Source organism: Synechococcus sp. CCAP 1479/10 (assembly GCF_019038515.1).
In the GTDB taxonomy this organism is placed as follows: domain Bacteria; phylum Cyanobacteriota; class Cyanobacteriia; order PCC-6307; family Cyanobiaceae; genus Cyanobium.
Genome location: NZ_JAFKRJ010000003.1, coordinates 35,768 through 55,318 on the forward strand (window position 1 = coordinate 35,768; position 19,551 = coordinate 55,318).

Sequence of the window (19,551 nt, forward strand, 5' to 3'; positions counted from 1 at the left end):
CCGGCGGGATGGTCGCGGCGGACGCTCAGATCAGGCGACGGCGGCGGCGGCGCGATCGAAGTAGGTGCCCACTTCCGACATCAGGGCGGAGCAGTCGCCGGGGGTGATGCCGTTGCGATCATTGGCGATCGCGATGGCGGCGTCCTTCATCTTGCGGATGCCTTCGGCCACGGAGGCACCGGGCACGCCGAGGGCCAGGTAGGTCTCGCGCAGGCCGTTGAGGCAGCGATCCTCAAGCACGGAGGCATCGCCGGTGAAGATCGCGTAGGTGACATAGCGCAGAACGATCTCCATGTCGCGCAGGCAGGCGGCCATGCGGCGGTGCGTGTAGGCGTTGCCGCCGGGGGCGATCAGGGCGGGTTGCTGGTCGAAGAGGTCGCGGGCGGCGTTGGTGACGATCTTGGAGGCGTTGGAGGTGATGCGGTTGACCGTGTCCATCCGCTTGTTGCTCTCGGCCACCATGGCGCCCAGGGCATCGATCTGGCCGGGGCTGAGGAATTCGCCGCGGGCGTCGGCCTGGGCGACGAGCTTGGTGAAGGCGTCGAACATGGGGGCTGCTTGGAAGCGTGGATGTGAACTTTAGATTCGCCGGCCGGGGTTGTGCGAGGTCCCGGAGCCAGCGCCCCTGGCAGCTTGACTAGGGTGATTGGCCCCAAAGCCTCTGCATGGCCGGCCCCGCAAGCATGCCTCCCGAGCCGATGGACTGGGGCGCGCTGGCCCTGGCCGCCGGGCAGGCGCCGAGCGATCCGACCGCAGGTCCCACCAGCCCCCAGGCCCGGTTGCGGCTGTTCGGTCGCCCGGAGTCTGAGGTCCGGGTCACGCTGTACCGCGACCACCACGCCTGGTGCCCCTACTGCCAGAAGGTCTGGCTGTGGCTGGAGGAGAAACAGGTTCCCCATCGCACCAGCAAGGTGACGATGTTCTGCTACGGGCGGAAGGAGCCCTGGTACACCGAGCGGGTCCCCAGCGGCATGCTGCCGGCCCTCGAGCTCGATGGTCGTCTGATCACCGAGAGCGACCGCATCCTCGAGGCCCTCGAGGAGAGCTTCGGCCCCCTGGGGCCGGCGATGCACTCGTCCGTGGCCCTGCCGCTGCGCCAGCTGGAGCGTCAGCTGTTCCGGGCCTGGTGCCAATGGCTCTGCGTCCCGGCCCGGGGGCCCGCCGACGAGGCCCGGGGCCGGGAGGGCTTCGATCGCTGGGCCGAACGGTTCGCGAGCGCCCTCGAGGCCGAGCCAGGACCGTTTCTGGTCGGGGAGCTGGGCACGGTGGACCTGATCTTCGTGCCCTACGTCGAGCGCATGAACGCCAGCCTGGCTTACTACAAGGGCTACCTGCTGCGGGAGCGCCATCCCGCCATCGATCGCTGGTTCCGGGCTCTCGAGGAGCGCTCCACCTACCTCGGTACCCAGAGCGACTTCCACACCCACGCCCACGACCTGCCCCCCCAGATGGGAGGGTGTTATGCCAGCGGCAGCGGCGAGCAGCGGAATCTCGCCGACCGCATCGACGCCGGCCCCTGGCCGATCGTGGCCCCACCCGGGTCCGATCCCGAGACCAGCCAGGGCGAGCCGGCCGACGCGGCCTCCGTGGCCCTGGCCCGGGTGCTCCGGCACCGTGGGCCCCTGCTGGCGCGCAATCCGCTCGGATCCGATGGCTTCGACCGACCGTTGCGCTGTGCCCTCACCCGGCTGATCACCGGCCAGGATTGCCCGCCTCCCCCCGGGTCGGCCCGTGGCCTGCGCTACCTGAGGGATCGCATCAGCGTGCCCAGGGACATGCCGCTGCACGCGGCCCGCCTGCTGCGCCGCTCCCTGGAGGCCACGGCCCGTCTCGATCCGGCCGCTCCCTCGGCGGCGGGGGAGCCGATCCCGGTGCAGCATCGCCGCGACCAGGATCCGTCCCCCTTTCTTGCCGCCGCGGGCCGGCCCCTCGGCACCGCCCCCTAGCGTTGGCCTCGATGGTGTTGGAGGCCATGGCAGGCATTTCGGGTCGTGCTTCCCTGGCGGGCCTCAGCCGGGTGGTGCCGCCGCTGGCGGTGCTGAGCCTGGCCCTTGCGGCCGGCGCTCCCGCCGTCCAGGCCCTGGAACTGGGCGGTCGCACCCAGTTCGTGCGGGCCCCCTGGAAGGTCACCCTCACCAGCTACACCACCAACGTGGGCCAGTCGCCCGCGGAGTACTTCTTCACCCTCAGCCTCGATGAGGGGGCGGGGGCCTCCCTCGGCGGCATGACCATCCAGCAGACCCGTGGTGCCGACTGGCAGTTCCCGTTTGCCGTCGAGCGGACCCGCGCCTTTCTCGGGGTGCCCCGCCGTGAGGGGCGCCGGATCCCGGTGCAGGCCGCGTTCGATCCTGCTGCCCGGCGCTTCGACCTCAGCTTCCCCGAGCCCGTCCCCCCCGGCGCGACGGTGACGGTGTCGCTGCGGCCCTGGTTCAACCCCGTCCAGGCCGACACCTACCTCTTCCAGGTGACGGCGATCCCTGCCGGCCCGGGGCCGGTGCCCAGTCCGGTGGGGGTGGGGACCCTGAGGATCTACCAGCCCAATGATTGGTGAGTGAATCGGCCGGCGTGGCTGGGCACGCGCCAGGATGGGGACCCCTGATGACGCCCACGATGCAGGCCAGCTGGAACGGAAAAGTGATCGCCAGCAGTGACGACATCGTGACGGTGGAAGGCAACGCCTACTTCCCGGCCGATGCGCTCGATTCAGCCTGCATCCGCCCCTCCAGCCACCGCTCCTTCTGCGGCTGGAAGGGGGAAGCGCACTATTACGACCTGATCGTCGACGGCAAGGAGAATGCCAATGCCGTCTGGTACTACCCGGAGCCCAAGGAAGCGGCCAGCAACATCCGGGGGCGGGTGGCGTTCTGGAAGGGCGTGACGGTGGCCTGAGGCCTTCTCAGCTTTCCGGGTATCAGCTGCCTGGATAACGGAGGGTGCGCCACTCGCCGCTCAGGGTGCTCACCTCCACGCCGATGCCGACGGGACCCTGCACGGGGCCGAATTCCTCCTGCCACCAATGCAGCGCCTCGCTCCAGGCGGCATCCAGGGAGTCGTAAAGGTCGTCGAGGATGGGATGGGGATCACCCTGTTGATCCACCAGCCGGTAGGTGCGGCACGTCTGGACGTTGCTGCGGGTCTGGGCGCTGCTGCGCGAGCGGGAGGACTGAGGTAAGGAGATCGCCACGTCTTGCCTCGTATACAGGATTGGCATTCTGGGCCCTGTGCCAGATCCGAACTGTCACCTTCACAACATCTTTCGGTGTTGCTCCGCTACCGGGTCCTGGCGGTATCCCGGGTCGGCGGGCGTTTCCGGCCCGTGCGATGGCTCACCTGGCGGCTGCGCTCCTGGTAGCGGTGGACCACCGGCAGGCGCTCCTCCTGGTAGGCCTGCAGAGCCAGCTGCGGTGTGGCGGCGGCGCCGGGCGCCAGCTGGGCCGCCAGGGTCACCGCATCCTCCAGCCCCGCCGTCATCCCCCTGGCCTGGGAGGAGCTCATGGCGTGGGCGGCATCGCCGATCAGAGCCACCCGGCCGGCGACGAGGGCGGGCAGGGGATCAATGTCGAACGACCAGTTGGCCACCACCCCCGCCGGGGCCGTGGCGGCGATCACCGCGGCCGCATCGGCCGGAAGCTTGGCGAGGGCGGCGGCGGGCACCCCCTCCTCCAGCAGGCTCTGCCGGGTTTCCCGGTCGTCGGGCAGCTCCTCCTCCTGGAAAAAGCCCCAGTGGGTGCGCCCCCGACCCTGGGCGTCGGGGCCCAGATCGAAGAAGTTGGCGTAGATGCCCCGGCCCCGGGCATAGACGAAGAAATCCCCGTCGGTGCAGAAGGTCGCGTCCGTCACCACCCCGCGCCAGACCCGATCACCCAGGTACTGCAGGCGTCGCTCCGGGCAGAGCAGGGCCGCCACGCGGGAGAAGATCCCATCGGCCCCCACCAGCAGATCGCCCCTCCATTGGCGGCCATCGGCGAAGCGGGCCTCCACACCGTCCTCGCTCTGGCTCCAGCCGACGAGCGCATGGTCGCCGTGGAAGCCGGAGGGATCCAGATGGTGCCAGAGGGCATCGAGGATGGCGCGGCGGTGGATCAGCAGGGAGGGCAGCTCCCCCGCTTCCCGTTCCGCCGGGCTGGCTTCGATCAGGTCGCCCCTGAGGTTGCGGAACACGAACCGCTGCACCGGATGGCCGCCCGCCAGCAGGTCGTCGAGCAGGCCCGGGACGGCGGCGGCCGCCACCGCCTCCACACCGCTCTTCACCAGCAGGATGCCGCAGCCCTCGGTGCGCAGCCGCCCGGAGCGCTCGAACAGGGAGACGCGGTGGCCCTGGCGCTGCAGCATCAGGGCGAGCAGCAGGCCGGAACTGCCGGCCCCCACCACGGCGATGCGGAGGCCGGCGGGGGCGGAACTCATGCGCTCACGGCAGGCTCCAGGATGCTGGCATGGAGAACGTCCATCACCTCGAGGACCTTGGTGGTCTCCTCCGGGTCGAGGCGCAGGGTGCCGGCCAGGTCGGCGAGGATCGCCTGCTCCTGGTCCTCCAGGGGGCCGTCGGAGCGCATGATCTCCGCCGCCACCGCATAGGCCGTGTGCCGCTGCCGGTCGTCCAGCACCGCGGCTGCCTCCTCCATCAGGCCGATCGCCCCCTTGGCCCGCAGGCCCTGGAGCAGCGTGTCCATCAGGCTGATCATCTCCTTGTCGCTCCTCCCCTTGAAGGGGGCGCGGTAGTCGAGGGCGTGGCGAAGGGCCCGTGTGCCCGCCATGGTGAGGGCCCCGTCCCAGGAGACGGCGGCGAGAGCGACCGCGGCGAAGGCCGTAGGTGCGTCCATGGACAACGTCGAAAGCATGGGAACACCCGTCATCGTTCGCTCCAGGGGTGCCTGTCAGTGGCCGATGTGACCGAATCCGGGAAAAGCTCCCCCTCGTCGCCGTCCGGTCCTCAGCGCTTCGGGGCCGCTCCACCGGCGGCACCACCTTCGCGGCAGAGCTTCAGATAGAGGGCATCCGGCTCCTGATACCGGGCCGGGCGGCAGTCGTGCAGACGGGCCAGCTGCTGCCAGCAGACGGTCCGCTGCACGTTCTTGAGACTCTTGCCTTCCCGCACCAGCATCCGCATGGCCCGGCAGTAGGAGCCGTAGTGCTCGTCCAGGTCCGGGAGGTCGGCGGGAACGCTCATCCAACGACTCCAGCACCTCCCCTCGGCCAGCGACTGTGCCGATGGGAACCAAGCGTGCAGATCTTGAGATCTCCCCCCGTGGGGCCAAAAAAAGGAGGGCCCCGAAAGGCCCTCCCCGCAGCGGAACGTGCGCCGTTCAGCGGATGAACAGCATCTCCTGGTAGGAGGGCAGGGGCCACAGGTTGTCGTCCACCAGGGCCTCGAGACCATCGACCGCCTCCCGCAGCTGGTGCATCAGCGGCATCAGGGTGTCGGCCGAGTAGCGCATGTGGGCGATGGTGCCGTGGGGGGCGTTGCTGATGGCGCTCTCGAGGGCACCGCTCAGTTCCATCAGTTTGGCGCTGAGGGACGCGACCTTGTGCTGGGTTTCCGGGGACACCTGGAGGCCCATGGAGGTCTGCAGTTGCAGGGAGCTGGCCAGCTCACCCAGGTAGCGCATGGCGGCCGGGTAGATCTGGGTCTGGGCGATCTGCACCGCCAGCTTGGCCTCGACGTCGATGGCGAGCACGTACTGCTCGGCGTAGACCTCGAAGCGGCTCTCCAGTTCCAGGGGGGTGAGCACACCCTGCTGGGCGAACAGGTCGCGCACTTCAGGCCGCTGCAGCACGGGCAGGGAATCGGCAGTGGTGGGCAGGTTTTCCAGGCCCCGCTCCTCCACGGCGATGCGGTGCCACTCGCTGGAGTAGCCGTCGCCGCCGAAGACCACGTTGCCGTGGTCGGTCATGATCTGCTTGAGCACGGAGAAGGCGGCGCCCGGCAGGCTTTCGCCGGCGGCCATCTTCTGCTCCAGCTGGTCGCTCACGTAGGCCAGCGAATCGGCCAGGATCGTGTTCATGGCCACCAGGGGGCCCGCCACCGACTGGTTGGAGCCGACGGCCCGGAACTCGAAGCGGTTGCCGGTGAAGGCGAAGGGGGAGGTGCGGTTGCGGTCGCCGGGATCCTTGGGGAACTCGGGCAGGGTGTCGACACCCAGCTGCATCACGCCGGCATGGGTGGAGCCCGTCACGTCGCCTTCCTTGATCTGGCGGAAGACGTCCTCCAGCTGGCTGCCCAGGTAGACGGAGATGATCGCCGGGGGAGCTTCGTTGGCGCCGAGGCGGTGATCGTTGCCGGCGGTGGCCACCACGGCCCGCATCAGGGGACCGAACTTGTGCACCCCGCGGATGACGGCGCCGCAGAACAGCAGGAACTGCATGTTCTCGTGGGGGGTGCTGCCGGGATCCAGCAGGTTGCCCTGGGTGGGGTTGCCCACCGACCAGTTGACGTGCTTGCCGGAGCCGTTGATGCCTTCGAAGGGCTTCTCATGGAGCAGGCAGTTCATGCCGTGGCGGCGTGCCGTGCTCTTGAGAATGGTCATGATCAGCTGCTGGTGATCCGTGGCCACGTTGGCCGCCTCGAAGAACGGGGCGATCTCGAACTGGCCCGGTGCCACCTCGTTGTGGCGGGTCTTGGCGGGGATCCCCAGCTTGTAGAGCTGGCGCTCCACGTCCTGCATGTACACCTGCACCCGCAGGGGGATGGCGCCGAAGTAGTGGTCGTCGAATTGCTGGCCCTTGGCGGAGGGCTTGCCGAACAGGGTGCGGCCGGCCAGCAGCAGGTCGGGACGCAGGGGCACGTAGGCGCTGTCGACCAGGAAGTATTCCTGTTCGGCGCCGCAGCTGGAGTTGACCGGGGCCACCTCGGTTTCGCCGAGCAGCCGCAGCAGGCGCTGGGCCTGCTTGTTCATGGCGGCGTTGGAGCGCAGCAGGGGGGTCTTCTTGTCGAGGGCCTCACCGGTCCAGGAGATGAAGACGGTGGGGATGCAGAGGGTGAGACCGTTGGGGGTCTCCATCAGGAAGGCCGGGCTGGTGATGTCCCAGGCGGTGTAACCGCGGGCCTCGAAGGTGGTGCGGATGCCGCCGCTGGGGAAGGAGGAGCCGTCGGGTTCGCCCTGCACCAGCACCTTGCCGGTGAACTCGGTGATGACGGAGCCGTCACCCTGCACCGAGATGAAGCCGTCGTGCTTCTCGGCGGTGGCGTTGGTGAGCGGGTAGAAGACGTGGGCGTAGTAGAGGGCGCCGCGGCCGGTGGCCCATTCCTTCATCGCCTGGGCGACCACGTTGGCGACCGAGACGTCGAGCTTGCCGTTCTCCTTGATGGTGCGCTGAACGGACTTGAAGATCTCCTTGGGCAGGGCCGCCTTCATCTTGGCCAGGCTGAACACGTCGCTGGCCCAGAGCTCATCCAGCGACTCGATGGGGGGGGTCACCACCGGAGGGCGCTGGTGAATCTCCTGAATGGCGGCGAAGCGTTGGGGGCTGGGCATGGAAACAGCTTGGGTCGGCTGGAGGGTATCCAATCCTTGTGTCCTGCCCCATGGGTGGAGCCGTTGATACAGAACGGCAGGTTGCCCGCCGGGCCCCGGCGGCCCTCAGCGCAGGTAGGAGCGGATCGCGGGACGGCACCAGAACACCAGGGCCGCCAGGGTCAGGCCCCAGGCCAGGGGGGCGCCCACCGCCAGCAGGAGCCGTTCCTCACCCACCAGCGCCAGCCGCACGATGCCGTAGGCCATCTCGATCGCCAGATCCAGCGACAGGGCCACGATCGCCAGCACCTGACCCCAGAGGCGCCACTTCAGCAGGGCGACGCAGGCCACCACCCCCAGGGCCACCGCCGGCAGCACGGCACTGGTGTAGACGACCACATTGGCCGTGCGCCAGAGGCTGGTGAGCAGGATTGCCGCCAGGCCCAGCGGCAGGGCCAGCAGGTTGGCCACCAGACCGAGCCAGGCGAGCACGCGATAGCCGCGGGGCGGCTGCAGCTCCGCGAGGGCGGCAGGGGTCGGCGAGAGCGTCTGCATTCGGTCGATTCTCTCAGTTGCGGTCAGGCAAAGCGCCGTCCCTGTCGGATCGAAACACCAGGTCAAGGTCGGGCATCACCTCGGCGGCGATCGCCACCAGGGTCTCGAACAGCTGCTTGGTGTGGGGCGCCCCCGCCCCCATGGCCTCCCTGCTCATCAGCACCAGTTCCAGCACGGGCCCATCCGCCTTGGCCTGCACGTCGGCGATCAGCTGCAGTCGCAGCGTCTCGTGCTCACCCCGGACCATGGCGCTGAGATGGGCGGGGGAGCGGTGCTCCACGTCGGCGTGGAACCGCAGCAACAGGGGATCCAGCCGACCGATGAGCTCCGTCGGCGGCAGGGGAGCCCGGGGCCTGAAGAGCAGCAGGAAGCGGGCCATGACGTCAGGCTGTTCCCCCCATCCTGGGGCCGTGCCGGGGGGCGGCGCCCGCCGCGGCCCGCCGGGGGCCGCTCAGCGCAGTTCGAACAGGAGCACGTCCGCTCCGTCGGGGCCGGCCTGGAGGCTGTCCGGAGCGGCCGCCGGGAAGCCGAGACCGTCGCCCCGCTGCAGCGGCCGGCCGAAGGCCATGCCCTCCCCATCAATCACCTGAAGCCAGCCGGCAGCGTCGGAGGCGATGGCCAGCTCCAGCCGCTCGCCCGCCCCGACCCTGGCTCGCCAGAGCCGCACCGGCCGGTTGATGGCCAGGGCCCCCTGGCGTCCATCCGGATCCAGCAGCGGCGTCCAGCCAGGTTGGAGCCGGAACGGCTCCTGGCGGTAGGCGGGGGGGTGGCCCGCCCGATCCGGCTCGATCCAGATCTGCAGCAGCCGGCAGGGGCTCTCGCCCTGATTCACCTCGCTGTGGACCACGCCGGTGCCGGCGCTCATCGCCTGCACCTCTCCGGCCCGCAGCACCTCGCTGTGGCCCATGGAGTCGTGGTGATTGAGCTGGCCATCCACCATCACCGTGACGATCTCCATGTCCCGGTGGGGATGCATGCCGAAGCCGCGGCCGGCGGCGATGGTGTCGTCGTTGATCACCCGCAGCGGTCCGAACCCCATCCAGGCCGGATCGTGGTGGTGGGAAAAGGAGAAGCTGTGCCAGCTGTCCAGCCAGTCGAGACGGCTGTGGAAGCGCTCGGCGGCGGGTCGGAAGACAAGGGTCATGGGGCGGGGTCTCAGGGTTGGATCAGTTCCATGCGCTGCAGCCGCTGCACGATGTCGTCGATGCTGCTGTCCTTGGCGGGATTGCTGCGGCTGCTGGAGAGCTGGCGACCCACCACGTGGGCTCCGAGGTGGGCCAGCTGGATGCGCAGCACGGCCAGCACTTCGACGCCGGGACCGCCGGAATGGGTGGCGATCGCGATCGGTCGACCGTTAAACAGGGTGCGGAAGCCGTCCCCCTGCACCGAGAGCCAGGCGATGGCGCTGGTCAGCACCGGTGGGAGGGAGCCGTTGTACTCGGGGGCGCAGATCACCCAGCGGGGGGCGGCCTCAAGCCTGCGGCTCAGCCCCTCCACCTCGGCGGGAAGGCCGGACTCCGCGTGGGTGCGGGGGTTGTAGAGCGGCAGGGACAGGGTGGTGAGGTCGAGCACCTCGGCGGCCATGGCGCGGGCGCGGCCGGCGGCGGCGAAACGCTCGGCGAGTTTCAGGTTCTCGCCGTTGCTGGCACTGAGCACCAGAAGATCGGGGGACATGTCAGGCGGATTCCAGGAAGGGGTAGTCGGTGTAGCCGGCCGGACCGGGGGAGTAGAAGGTGGCCGGGTCGGGGGACTGCAGGGGGGCGCCGCGGCGCAGGCGCTCGGGCAGGTCCGGGTTGGCGAGGAACGGCGTGCCGAAGGCCACCGCGTCCAGCTGGCCGGCGGCGATGGCGGCATTGGCCTCCTCGGCCGTGTAGCCCATGTTCCCCACCAGCACCCCGCTGAAGCCGGAACGGATCGGGGTGAGCACATCGCCGTGCTGCTGGCCGAGGAAGTCCCCCCGCATCACGTGCAGGTAATCCAGGCCGGTGCTCTCCAGCCGCTGGGCCAGCCAGGCGGCCAGTCCGATGGGGTCGCTGTCGACCATGGCGTTGTAGCCGTTCAGCGGCGAGATCCGCAGGCCCACCAGGGGCGATTCGGCCCGGGCGGCCTCCAGCACCTCGAGCAGCAGCCGGGCCCGGTTGGCCACCGGCCCGCCGTAGGGACCCTGGCGCCGATTGCTGCCGTCCCGCAGGAAGGCGTCGAGCAGGTAGCCGTTGGCGCCATGCACCTCGACCCCGTCGAAGCCGGCGTCGATGGCGTTGCGGGTGGCCTGGCGGAACCCCGCCACGATCGCGGGCAGTTCGTCGTCGGCCAGCTCCCGGGGGACGACATAGGGCTGTTTCCCCTCGGGGGTGTGCACCTCGTCGCCGGTGATGGCGATCGGGCTCGGCCCCACGGGCTGGCGGCCATCGTTGAGCAGGGGGTGGCAGGCCCGGCCGCCGTGCCAGATCTGCAGCACGATCCGCCCACCGGCGGCATGGACCGCGTCGGTGGTGAGCCGCCAGCCCGCCACCTGGGCCGCCGAATGGATGCCGGGTTCGTGCCAGAAGGCCGAGTTGCCCTCCAGCACCATCGTGGCCTCGGCGATCAGCAGGCCGGCGCTGGCCCGCTGCTGGTAGTAGGTGGCCATCAGCGGGCCTGGAACGTGCTCCGGCTCGGCCCGGCATCGGGTGAGGGGGGCCATCAGCACCCGGTTGGGCAGCTGCAGCGGGCCCACGCTCAGGGGGGTGAACAGGTCGCTCATGGGGCGGTGACCGACCGGCTGGAGCGGGGATGCCCCGGGCCGTAAGGGATTGTTAAGGTCATGGGGGGACTCTGGCGGACCCCCACCCTGACTGACAAGAACGCACCCGCTTGTGCCTGGGGCACCTGCCGGTAACCCCGATCCCTGTGACGGCCTCTCTCCCCGATTCCCTGGACTCCGATGGTTCCCAGCTCTGCCCGGCGGAGCTGGCCCTGCGGGTGATGCGCGGCCGATGGAAGCTGCTGATCCTCTGCCGGCTCCGGGAGGGTCCCCAGCGCTTCTCGGCCCTGCAGCGGTCCCTGGTGGGGGTGAGCCACAAGGTGCTCACGGCCCAGCTGCGGGAGCTGGAGGCCGATGCCGTCGTCTGCCGCCGCGTCTTCGGTGAGGTGCCGCCGAGGGTGGAGTACGACCTCAGCGAGCGGGGTCGGGCGCTCCTGCCCGTGCTGGAAGGTCTGCATGCCTGGGGAGCGGCAACCCCGACAGGGGTGGAAGCTGGGGAATGAGGCTGCGGCGGAACCAGCTTTCCGGCTCCACCCGCTGCAGCGTGCGCAGCAGCACCAGGGGCAGGGTGCGGAGCTCGAAGGGGGCCCGCAGGGTCGGCCACAGCCCCTCGCGGCGGTAGAGCAGGGTCTCCAGCTGATCCCGCTGCGGCGGGGTGAGCGGTCCCCAGACCCCGCCGATGGCACCGGCCTCCCGGGCCATCGCCAGGAACGGCAGCGCCAGACCCGGCACCAGCCCCTCCAGCCTGAGGCTGTCGGCCGCCTGCAGCACCAAAGCGTCCTCCGGGCTCTCCAGGCCGAGCTCGGCGCCCGTGGCACTCACCGCCCTCAGGCGCCCGTGCACCGTTCCGCCGCTGTGCTGCAGCCGCACCGGCACCGAGAGGGCAAACCAGGGAACCCCATCCCGGTGGGGCCGGTCCCAGCAGCTGCGGATCGCCAGCAGCAGCAGCAGGCCGTTGAGCAGGCTCCAGCCCAGCACCACCCCGACCGTGGCGGCCGAGGCCGGCAGCAGCCCCTCCTGGCCGGCCAGCAGCGGCAGCCGACCCTGCGCCACGTTCCAGAGCGCCACCAGCTGCAGGGCCAGCAGGGCCAGCAGCGGCAGCAGCAGGCCCGCATCCGGGCCGGTGTCCCGGCCGACCACCGCCTTTGGCGTGACCCGGAACCGCCGCGGCCGGCCCAGGGCCGTGGCGACCACGGCGGCACAGATCGGCACCAGGAAGATCCAGCGGTACAGCTCCGGCAGGATCGCGGCGCGGGCGTGGCCGCTCAGCCAGCGGGTGAGCAGCAGCTGGCTGAACACGAACGGCATGGCGACCGTGAGCAGGGCATCGCCGCTGAAGAGGATCGGGGCGATGCCCAGCAGGCCGAGGCTGAGCGGCGTGCAGAGCAGCACCAGCTGGGCGGGGAAGGTGAACCAGTGCAGGATGCCTTCGCTGTAGGCGAGCCGCTGCAGGGGGCTGAGCCCGGGGATCCGCAGCGGATCGGCTCCCGTGCGCAGGGTCTGGAGAGAACCGCTGCCCCAGCGGCAGCGCTGCCGCGCCATGGTCGCGGCCGTGAAGGGGGCCAGGCCGGCGCTCAGCTTCTCCGAGAGGTAGTGGTTGCGGTAGCCGGCGGCGGTGATCCGGATGCCGGTGGCCAGGTCCTCCGATGGGGTGGCCGTCTCGAAGCCGCCCACCCGCTCCAGCGCCTCGCGCCGCATCAGGAAGGAGGTGCCGGCGCAGACCACGGCATTGAGGTTCTGGCGGGTGGGCTGGATCCAGCGGTAGAAGCTTTCCTCGTCCGGCAGCAGCCAGCGCTCCAGGCGCAGATTGCGCATCACCGGATCGGCATTCATGTAGCTCTGGGGCGTCTGCACGAAGCCCACCGACGGGTCGGCGAACAGGCCAACCGTGCGGCGCAGGAAGGGTCGCAGCGGCACGACGTCGGCGTCGAAGACCGCCACCAGCTCCCCCTGGCAGTGGCGCAGCCCGTGGTTGAGGTTGCCGGCCTTGGCATGGGCGTGCTCCCGGCGGGCGACATAGCGGCAGCCGAGGCGGTCGCAGAGTTCCGCCAGCTCCTGCCGGTCGCTGTCGTCGAGCAGCCAGACCGTGTGGCTGGGGTAGTCCATCGCCAGGCAGCCCCGCAGGCAGCGCTCCACCAGCTCGACCGGTTCGCCGCAGCTGGGCACGAGCACGTCGACCGACGGCACGGGCGTGGGGATCGGACCTGCGGGGGGAGCCGGCCGTTCGGGCAGGAGCGTGAACCAGAGTTGCAGGAAGAACCCGGCCAGCAGGACCAGCTCCGCCGCCAGGGTCAGGAGGCTGAGGCTGGCGGACAACGGCGTGGCCAGGTTGAGGCTGGCGCTGAAGCGCCAGTTCAGATAACGGGCCCCCAGCAGTGTCAGCAGCAGAACGGCCCAGGGCAGGCGTGCCATCGACCCGGACCAATTGTTAAGCAAATCTAGGCGGTTCTCCCGGCGCACCGGGATCGGGCCGGCCCATGGCCGCGGCCTCAGGTGCCACTGGCCCATGAAAAAGCCCGGCGTCCAGGATCGCCGGGCTTGGGGTGGAACGGTGACGTTCCTGACGTGGTTCGGTTTGTCTGATGTCGGTGGTGACTCCGGTTGAACGGTCGGTTAGACGGTTGACATTCGGAAGCGTTGACGATCAGAAGGGCTGACGATCGGGTCCTTGGGGACCGTGGATGGGTGATGGGGAGGGAGACGAGGATGCTCCTCCGCCATGGACGCGCCATCAAAGAGAGGTCAGCTGGGCTGGGGATCCATAGGGAGTCCCCTGGGGTGGGTTTCGGAGTCGGAGCTGCGGAGGGGAGGCACCTGGGGCCGAGGCATCCAGGAGCCGGTTTCCATGGACCCGTGGGCACCTGAACGATGCATCGGGTAATCGGCGAACGATCGGGAAACCGTTGTAGGGAACAAGACTGTTGGAGCAGGGGCCTGCCGTCAGCACACTCCTGACATCTGACCGGGCGGGGTGTCTTCCATCGCTGGAGCCTCCTGGTTTCTGAATTCACTCTCATCCCTCCCGGCCGCCCTGGCCATAGGCAATCGTGCTGGTCTTCGCCCGCGCAGGGCTGGGTCGCCTTCCTGGGCCCTCACTCGTCGTTGCGCTGGGCCACCAGGGCTTCGTAGGCGGTGCAGAACGGTTCCCCCAGGGAGTCCCGCAGCGGTGCGTCGTGGCGGAAGGCCTCAAGGGCATCGGCGTGACAGGTGGGCAGGGAGGCCGCCCCCGTCGGTGCCTCCACATAGGTGTTCAGATCGCTGCGGGGGCCGGGCTCGAGCCGCCGTTCGATGCCGTCCAGACCCGCCGCCAGCACCGCCGCCTGGAGCAGGTAGGGGTTGGCGGCGCCGTCGCCGAGACGCAGCTCGATCCGCTGGTCGTCGGGGATGCGCACCATGTGGGTGCGGTTGTTGCCGCCGTAGCTGATCCAGGAGGGGGACCAGGTGGCGCCGGAACTGGTGACGGAACGTGCCAGGCGCCGGTAGCTGCCGGCCACCGGATTGGTGAGGGCGCACAGGGCCGGGGCATGGGCCAGCAGGCCGGCGAGAAACCGGTAGGCCACCTCTGACAGGCCCTTCTCCCCGGCAGGGTCGTGGAACACATTGCGCCCCCCTTCGTCCCAGAGCGAGGCGTGCAGGTGGGCGCCGTTGCCGGTGAGGGCCGGGATCGGCTTGGGCTGGAAGCTCACCCGCACCCCATGGCGTTCCGCCAGGGCGGCCGCCATCACGCGGAAGAAGGCGTGGCGGTCGGCGGTCAGCAGCGATTCGGCGTAGGTCCAGTTCAGTTCGAACTGGCCATTGGCGTCCTCGTGATCGGCCTGGTACGGCCCCCAGCCGAGGCTCTCCATGCCGTCCAGCAGTTCGCTGATCAGCGGGTAGTGGCGCATCAGGGCCAGCTGGTCGTAGCAGGGCTTCGACTGCCGGTCGAGACCATCGGCGATGGCGTCCCGTTCCGTGTCCATCAGGAAGAACTCCGCCTCGACGCCGCTGCGGAACTGCAGGCCCATGGCCGCCGCCCGGGCGATCTGACGCTGGAGCACCCGGCGCGGCGACTGCTCCAGCACCTTGCCCTCCACCTGCAGATCGGTGGCCACCCAGGCCACGTCCGGCTGCCAGGGGAGCACCATCAGGCTGGTGACATCGGGGATCGCCAGCACGTCCGGATCGGCCGGGGTCATGTCGAGCCAGGCGGCGAAACCGGCGAAGCCGGCCCCGGATCGGGCCAGTTCGGCCGCCGCGGCCGCCGGCACCAGCTTGGCCCGCTGCACCCCGAACAGGTCGCAGAAGGAGAAGAGGAAGTGGCGGATGCCATGGGTGGCGGCGAAGCGGGCCAGATCGGTCATCGGGGGTGGTGAGGGGTGAGGCGGGTGTGGGGGCGGCGAGTGGGGGCTGGCCGGAGGCGATCCGTCAGCGCAGAGCCGTCAGTCGTTGCAGAGCCGTCAGTCGGCGCAGAGGCGTCAGTCAGTGCAGAGCCGATCCACGGCGGCCCGCAGCTGGCGCTGCTCGGCCGGCGCGTCGCGGGGATTGCCGGCCCGGTGGCCCAGGTCGGACTCCAGAACCTCGAAGTGGGCACCGCGGATCAGGGCGGCCTCGGCCTGGCAGTCGTCGGGGGTGAAATAGAGGTCGTGGCGGCCGGCGATCACGGCGGTGCGGGCCCGGATCCGGCCCAGGGCCGCGGCCAGGTCGGCATCGGGATCGCCTTGGCTAGTGGCTTCTGGATCGCCATCGGCAGCACCATCGTCAGGGGCATCGGCGGCGCTGATCCCGGCGGCGGCCGCCACGTCGTTCGCCAGCCAGACATCGAGCATGGCCAGCAGGTCATGGGGGTCGTGGCGGCGGTAAGCCGGCAGCCAGGCCTGCTCCACGTAGGCCTCGACGCTGGCGTAGCCCAGCTGGCGATGGGCGCCGCGGCGATAGAAGGGCTGGCTGGCGGCCCAGCTGGCGTAGATCAGCGCGAAGGTGCGCAACCCCTGCTCCGGTACGCCCCGGAAGCAGCGCCCATCCCAGTGGGGATCGGCGGTGAGGGCCTGGCGCAGGCTGAGCAGGAACACCCGGTTGTGGGCCGTGGTGCGCGCCGTGCCGCAGACGCAGCAGATCCGCCGGGTCCGCTCCGGCTCCAGCACGGCCCAGTGGTAGGCCTGCTGGGCCCCCATCGACCAGCCGTAGATCAGGGCCGGTGCGCCCACCTGGAAGACCTCCTCCAGCAGCCGGCGCTGGGCGGCCACGTTGTCACGGTGGTCGACGGGCCAGCGGCCGGCCACCAGGCCGGCTCCTGAGTTGCTGGGACTGGTGGAGCGGCCATTGCCGAACTGGCTGACCAGCACCACGCACCAGCGCTCCGGATCGAGGATCGGCCCCACCACCCAGTCGATGTCCTCGGGCCAGGCGCCATAGGAGCTCGGGTAGAGCACCAGGTTGGAGCGGTCTTCTGCCAGCGTTCCGTAGACCCGATAGTCGAGCCAGGCGGCGGGAAGGATCCCGCCGGCGGCGAGGGGAAAGTCCCCGAGCGCGAAGCGGCGCGGGGGGGCGGGGCTTGGGGGCAAGGGAGCGGGGTTCAGGGGAGGGCGAGTCGGGCGGGATCGCGCAGGAAGTCGCGGTGCACCGCCAGGTACCCCTGCCCCGTGTGAACCAGATGGGGCGCCAGATGGCCATGGGCCTCGGCGAGGGCGTGGAAGGGCACCGAGGGGTAGAGGTGGTGCTCGACGTGGAAGGGCATGTCCCACATCAGCCAGCGCAGGGGCGGCAGCGTCAGGGTGGTGCGGGTGTTGCTGAGGCCGTCCGTGTCGGTGCTGCAACCCCCGTGCTCGGCCATCAGCACGAAGCGCAGCAGCGGCTGGCCGACGGCCAGGGGCAGCAGCCAGAACCAGAACAGGGCACCGTTGCCCTGCCAGAGGGAGGCGACCAGCAGGACGGCGTAGACGGCGACCTGGATCCGGATCGAACGGGTGACGGCCGCGGCCGCCTCGGCGGGAAGGTAGGGCCTGCCGCCGAAGTCACCGCGCAGGCCGGCGGCATGGCCGCGCAGCTTGCCGATCCACCAGGGAAGCCCGCTGAGCTCGAGCAGATAACCGGCCAGGCTGCTGGGGGGGGCGTCCTCCAGCTCCGGATCGAGGCCCGGCTGGTGGGTGTAGCGATGGTGCCACTGGTGGTAGCGGCGGTAGTAATCGGCGTTGTAGAAGCTCAGCAGACCGGCCCACCAGGCCACGGCGTCGTTGAGGCCCTTACCGGCGAAGGCGGTGCGGTGGCCGCATTCGTGCATGGCGCAGAAGCCGAAGGCCAGGCCCCAGCCCAGCAGCAGCAGGCCCACCAGCCGCAGGCCAAAGAACGCTGCGGTGGGTAGGGCGGGAGACATCGGCCATCCCCAGAGCACGGCCCCCAGCCCCAGCACGGTGAGGTGAAAGGCCAGCCGGCGCCAGCCGGGCCCATCCCGTCGCTCGTTGAGGCGCTGCAGCAGCGGAGCGGACAGCAGCGGCGCAGCGGCGCCCGGGCCGGCCGCCGGTGGCGCGGAGGGTGGGGAGGCGGTCACGAAGGTCGCCGTTGGTCGGCGGAGGGAGACGTCGTCGACCCACTGTCCCGCTCGGGGTCCGCCGGACACCGTTCGTCACGAACACTCCCACCGGGTGTGGCGCCCTGTGGGGATGGTTACGCGCTGATGCCCCGCGGCAGGGAAGAGTGGGACCTGCGTCGTGCAGGCCCGGTGCCTTCCCTGCTGTTCTTCTCGCTCTGGGGCTTCGAGGGCCCCCTCGCCACGGCCCTGGAGACGGCGGAAGGGGGGGGCTTCGACGGGCTGGAGCTGAACATCCACCATCCGTCCCTGGTCGGCGACCCGGACGGACCCGCCCGCCTGCTGTCGTCCGGCAGGCCCCTGGTGCTGGAGGTGGTCACCGGTGGGGATTACGTGCCGCAGCTGGCCGTCACGCCGGCGCAGCACCTGGCGGAACTGGAGGACCAGCTCAACCGCTGCGCCGACCTCCGCCCCCACCGGGTGACCGTGCTCACCGGCAGCGATGCCTGGCCCCTGGAGCGGCAACTGACCTTCCTGGCCGAGGCCCAGGCCCTGGCGGCAGCCAGCGGCCTGCCGGTGAGCTTCGAAACCCACCGGTCCCGCTGCCTGGGGATGCCCTGGACGATCGCTCCGCTGCTGGAGGCCGTGCCCGGGCTGCGGCTCACGGCCGACCTGAGCCATTGGTGCGTGGTGGCCGAACGGCTGATGACCCCGGATCTGGAGCCGGTGCGGTTGATGGCCGAGCGGGTCGACCACATCCATGCCCGGGTGGGCCATGCCCAGGGTCCCCAGGTGTCCCACCCCTTCGCCCCTGAGCACGCGGAGGCGCTGGCGGCCCATCGGGCCTGCTGGCGCCTGTTCACCGAGAGGGCGCTCCAGCGCGGGGCGCCGCCGCCCAGCTTCACTCCCGAATTCGGACCGGATGGCTACATGCCCACCCTGCCCTTCACTGACCGCCCGGTGGCCGATCTGCTGACGATCAACACGGCGATGGCGCAGTGGTTACGGAGTCAGCCGTTAGCCGACGACAGCGATAAGATGTGTTCATCTTGAACAGAGTTACGTCGTGATGAACGTGAACGGCGCCCCGACCGCCTCACCGTCGTCCAGCCATTCCAGCGAAGGGTCCGATCCCCGCCAGGCCACCCTGGTCGCTTCGCTGCGCGCCCGCTACGCCATCGCCGAGCAGCGCCAGGACGCCGATGCCAAGCGCGCCCTGTTCAAGGAGGCCGCCTACCTGGGCATCCGCCCCGACGCGTACCAGGGCTCCAGCAGCGCCGCATAGATCGCCTGCTGGTGCAGGATCCGGGCCTCCAGCCTGTGCGGGGGGCCGGTGCGGAACCCGTCTCCGTAGCCGCGCTGCGCCGACTCCACCAGGTCCCGGTCCTCGGCCAGGAAATGGACCATCTCCGCCATCAGCGCCTCCCCTTCGGCCTGGCGTGAGGCGGGGCCCAGCAGCCACACCTGCATGCGGCAGGTGTCCAGCGTCTCGGGCAGGAACTGGATCATCGCCATCCGTCCGTCGGGCCACAGCAGCAGGTGGTTCCATGGCGGCAGGCCGAAGGTGAGGAACTCACCCTCCGCCTCAGGCCAGGGGGTGGCCAGCACGTTGGCCCAGGTGCCGAAGCGATGGCGGTAGTCGCGAACCGGGCCCTGCAGCCGATGCAGGGTGGTGGGATGGGCGATGGCGACGTGGTAATCGTCGAGGGTGTTGTCGTGGGCGATCTTCCAGTTGCAGGCGAGCCCCTGTTCGTGGAAGGCCAGGGGCACCAGGGTTCGGGCCAGGGCTTCGGGGGCTTCCTGCAGCGGCAGATCGAGCTGGTCGTCGAGGCGGATCGGATCGGCCCCCAGGGCCACCCAGATCAGGGAGGCGCGCACCTGGCAGCCCAGGCCCTCGAGTGGCCAGGCACCGCGATCGAAGGGGTCGACGAACTCCCCTTCGCGGGCGGCCGCCAGCAGCGTGCCGCCCAGGTCGTAGGTCCAGCCGTGGTAGGGACATACCAGCCTCCGGCAGGCCACGCTGCCCTCAGCCGGCTCGCGAAAGGCCACGGCTCGGTGGGGGCAGCGGTTGCGGAAGGCCCGCACGACGCCATCGCTGCCGTGGCTTAGCAGCACGGGCAGGCCCAGAAGCTCCAGCGCCCGCACATGCCCCGGCGGCAGATCGGCGGCGGCGGCGACGGGGTGCCAGAAGCGGCTGGCGTAGTGCTCGCGCTCGAGGGCGGCCACGGACGCCGAGCCGTACAGCTCCGTTGGCAGAAAGGCGGCCCGGGTGGCGGTGTCCATGGAACGAACGGTCAGGG

The 19,551-nt window shown here is 70.3% G+C and carries 22 protein-coding genes; 6 read left to right on the plus strand and 16 right to left on the minus strand.

The features are described 5' to 3' along the window. Nucleotides 1-30 precede the first annotated feature (30 nt). On the minus strand, nt 31-549 hold the full coding sequence (cpcB, locus tag KUG39_RS00740) for a C-phycocyanin subunit beta (protein WP_094584041.1): 519 nt from the start codon (nt 547-549) through the stop codon (nt 31-33). 116 nt (nt 550-665) lie between these two features. Between cpcB and KUG39_RS00745 the strand changes: the two genes are divergently transcribed. From KUG39_RS00745 to KUG39_RS00755, 3 genes are read left to right on the plus strand one after another with little or no spacing between them, the layout of a single operon-like run. Further along, the gene (locus tag KUG39_RS00745; protein ID WP_216912095.1) at nt 666-1,946 is read left to right on the plus strand and encodes a glutathione S-transferase family protein; all 1,281 of its coding nucleotides are present in this window, start codon (nt 666-668) and stop codon (nt 1,944-1,946) included. 26 nt (nt 1,947-1,972) lie between these two features. Further along, the gene (locus KUG39_RS00750; RefSeq protein ID WP_286192822.1) at nt 1,973-2,551 is read left to right on the plus strand and encodes a DUF2808 domain-containing protein; all 579 of its coding nucleotides are present in this window, start codon (nt 1,973-1,975) and stop codon (nt 2,549-2,551) included. A 59-nt stretch (nt 2,552-2,610) separates the two neighbouring features. Beyond that, entirely contained in the window at nt 2,611-2,889 is a 279-nt protein-coding gene (locus KUG39_RS00755; protein WP_216912163.1) for a DUF427 domain-containing protein, read from the plus strand. 22 nt (nt 2,890-2,911) lie between these two features. Here the strand turns inward: KUG39_RS00755 and KUG39_RS00760 are convergent, their stop codons facing one another. The 10 genes from KUG39_RS00760 to KUG39_RS00805 form a co-directional block, all read right to left on the minus strand. Continuing rightward, nucleotides 2,912-3,184, minus strand: a complete 273-nt coding sequence (locus KUG39_RS00760) for a hypothetical protein (RefSeq protein WP_353615196.1) — start codon at nt 3,182-3,184, stop codon at nt 2,912-2,914. Between the two features lie 86 nt (nt 3,185-3,270). Beyond that, nucleotides 3,271-4,404 (minus strand): FAD-dependent oxidoreductase, encoded by a 1,134-nt coding sequence (locus KUG39_RS00765; protein ID WP_216912099.1) that lies wholly within the window; start codon nt 4,402-4,404, stop codon nt 3,271-3,273. Beyond that, nucleotides 4,401-4,820 (minus strand): tellurite resistance TerB family protein, encoded by a 420-nt coding sequence (locus KUG39_RS00770; RefSeq protein ID WP_233133751.1) that lies wholly within the window; start codon nt 4,818-4,820, stop codon nt 4,401-4,403. The genes KUG39_RS00765 and KUG39_RS00770 overlap by 4 nt, the downstream gene beginning before the upstream one ends. A gap of 110 nt (nt 4,821-4,930) precedes the next feature. Then, nucleotides 4,931-5,167, minus strand: a complete 237-nt coding sequence (locus tag KUG39_RS00775; RefSeq protein WP_190612406.1) for a DUF3136 domain-containing protein — start codon at nt 5,165-5,167, stop codon at nt 4,931-4,933. Nucleotides 5,168-5,303: 136 nt separating this feature from the next. Continuing rightward, nucleotides 5,304-7,472 carry a glutamine synthetase III family protein gene (locus KUG39_RS00780; RefSeq protein ID WP_094584049.1) on the minus strand — a complete coding sequence of 723 codons (2,169 nt, stop codon included), beginning with the start codon at nt 7,470-7,472 and terminating at the stop codon, nt 5,304-5,306. 105 nt (nt 7,473-7,577) lie between these two features. Continuing rightward, on the minus strand, nt 7,578-8,006 hold the full coding sequence (locus KUG39_RS00785; protein ID WP_094584050.1) for a Hepatitis C virus core protein: 429 nt from the start codon (nt 8,004-8,006) through the stop codon (nt 7,578-7,580). Nucleotides 8,007-8,019: 13 nt separating this feature from the next. Continuing rightward, complete coding sequence (locus KUG39_RS00790; protein WP_094584051.1) at nt 8,020-8,385, minus strand: hypothetical protein; 366 nt, start codon at nt 8,383-8,385, stop codon at nt 8,020-8,022. 72 nt (nt 8,386-8,457) lie between these two features. After that, a complete protein-coding gene (locus KUG39_RS00795) occupies nt 8,458-9,150 on the minus strand; it encodes a pirin family protein (protein WP_216912101.1) in 693 nt (230 codons plus the stop codon). An 11-nt stretch (nt 9,151-9,161) separates the two neighbouring features. After that, nucleotides 9,162-9,680 (minus strand): NAD(P)H-dependent oxidoreductase, encoded by a 519-nt coding sequence (locus tag KUG39_RS00800; RefSeq protein ID WP_094584053.1) that lies wholly within the window; start codon nt 9,678-9,680, stop codon nt 9,162-9,164. A gap of 1 nt (nt 9,681) precedes the next feature. Beyond that, nucleotides 9,682-10,749: an alkene reductase gene (locus tag KUG39_RS00805; protein ID WP_216912103.1), complete on the minus strand. Its 1,068-nt coding sequence runs from the start codon at nt 10,747-10,749 to the stop codon at nt 9,682-9,684. A gap of 146 nt (nt 10,750-10,895) precedes the next feature. Between KUG39_RS00805 and KUG39_RS00810 the strand changes: the two genes are divergently transcribed. Continuing rightward, nucleotides 10,896-11,252, plus strand: coding sequence for a winged helix-turn-helix transcriptional regulator (locus KUG39_RS00810; RefSeq protein WP_353617302.1), 357 nt, complete (start codon nt 10,896-10,898; stop codon nt 11,250-11,252). Here the strand turns inward: KUG39_RS00810 and KUG39_RS00815 are convergent. The 4 genes from KUG39_RS00815 to KUG39_RS00830 form a co-directional block, all read right to left on the minus strand. After that, entirely contained in the window at nt 11,161-13,161 is a 2,001-nt protein-coding gene (locus KUG39_RS00815) for a glycosyltransferase family 2 protein (RefSeq protein ID WP_216912105.1), read from the minus strand. The genes KUG39_RS00810 and KUG39_RS00815 overlap by 92 nt on opposite strands. A gap of 680 nt (nt 13,162-13,841) precedes the next feature. Further along, nucleotides 13,842-15,089 (minus strand): type III glutamate--ammonia ligase, encoded by a 1,248-nt coding sequence (gene glnT, locus KUG39_RS00820; protein ID WP_216912107.1) that lies wholly within the window; start codon nt 15,087-15,089, stop codon nt 13,842-13,844. 114 nt (nt 15,090-15,203) lie between these two features. Next, nucleotides 15,204-16,289: an alpha/beta fold hydrolase gene (locus KUG39_RS00825; RefSeq protein ID WP_216912109.1), complete on the minus strand. Its 1,086-nt coding sequence runs from the start codon at nt 16,287-16,289 to the stop codon at nt 15,204-15,206. A gap of 11 nt (nt 16,290-16,300) precedes the next feature. Continuing rightward, on the minus strand, nt 16,301-17,272 hold the full coding sequence (locus tag KUG39_RS00830; RefSeq protein WP_353617303.1) for a fatty acid desaturase: 972 nt from the start codon (nt 17,270-17,272) through the stop codon (nt 16,301-16,303). Nucleotides 17,273-17,443: 171 nt separating this feature from the next. On the opposite strand from KUG39_RS00830, the gene KUG39_RS00835 reads away from it, so the two are divergent. Then, nucleotides 17,444-18,304, plus strand: a complete 861-nt coding sequence (locus KUG39_RS00835; protein ID WP_353617304.1) for a sugar phosphate isomerase/epimerase family protein — start codon at nt 17,444-17,446, stop codon at nt 18,302-18,304. Nucleotides 18,305-18,320: 16 nt separating this feature from the next. After that, a complete protein-coding gene (locus KUG39_RS00840; protein WP_216912111.1) occupies nt 18,321-18,536 on the plus strand; it encodes a hypothetical protein in 216 nt (71 codons plus the stop codon). Here KUG39_RS00840 and KUG39_RS00845 read toward each other — a convergent pair. After that, on the minus strand, nt 18,485-19,534 hold the full coding sequence (locus KUG39_RS00845; RefSeq protein ID WP_216912113.1) for an aromatic ring-hydroxylating oxygenase subunit alpha: 1,050 nt from the start codon (nt 19,532-19,534) through the stop codon (nt 18,485-18,487). The two genes, KUG39_RS00840 and KUG39_RS00845, sit on opposite strands and share 52 nt — an antisense overlap. Nucleotides 19,535-19,551: the final 17 nt, after the last annotated feature.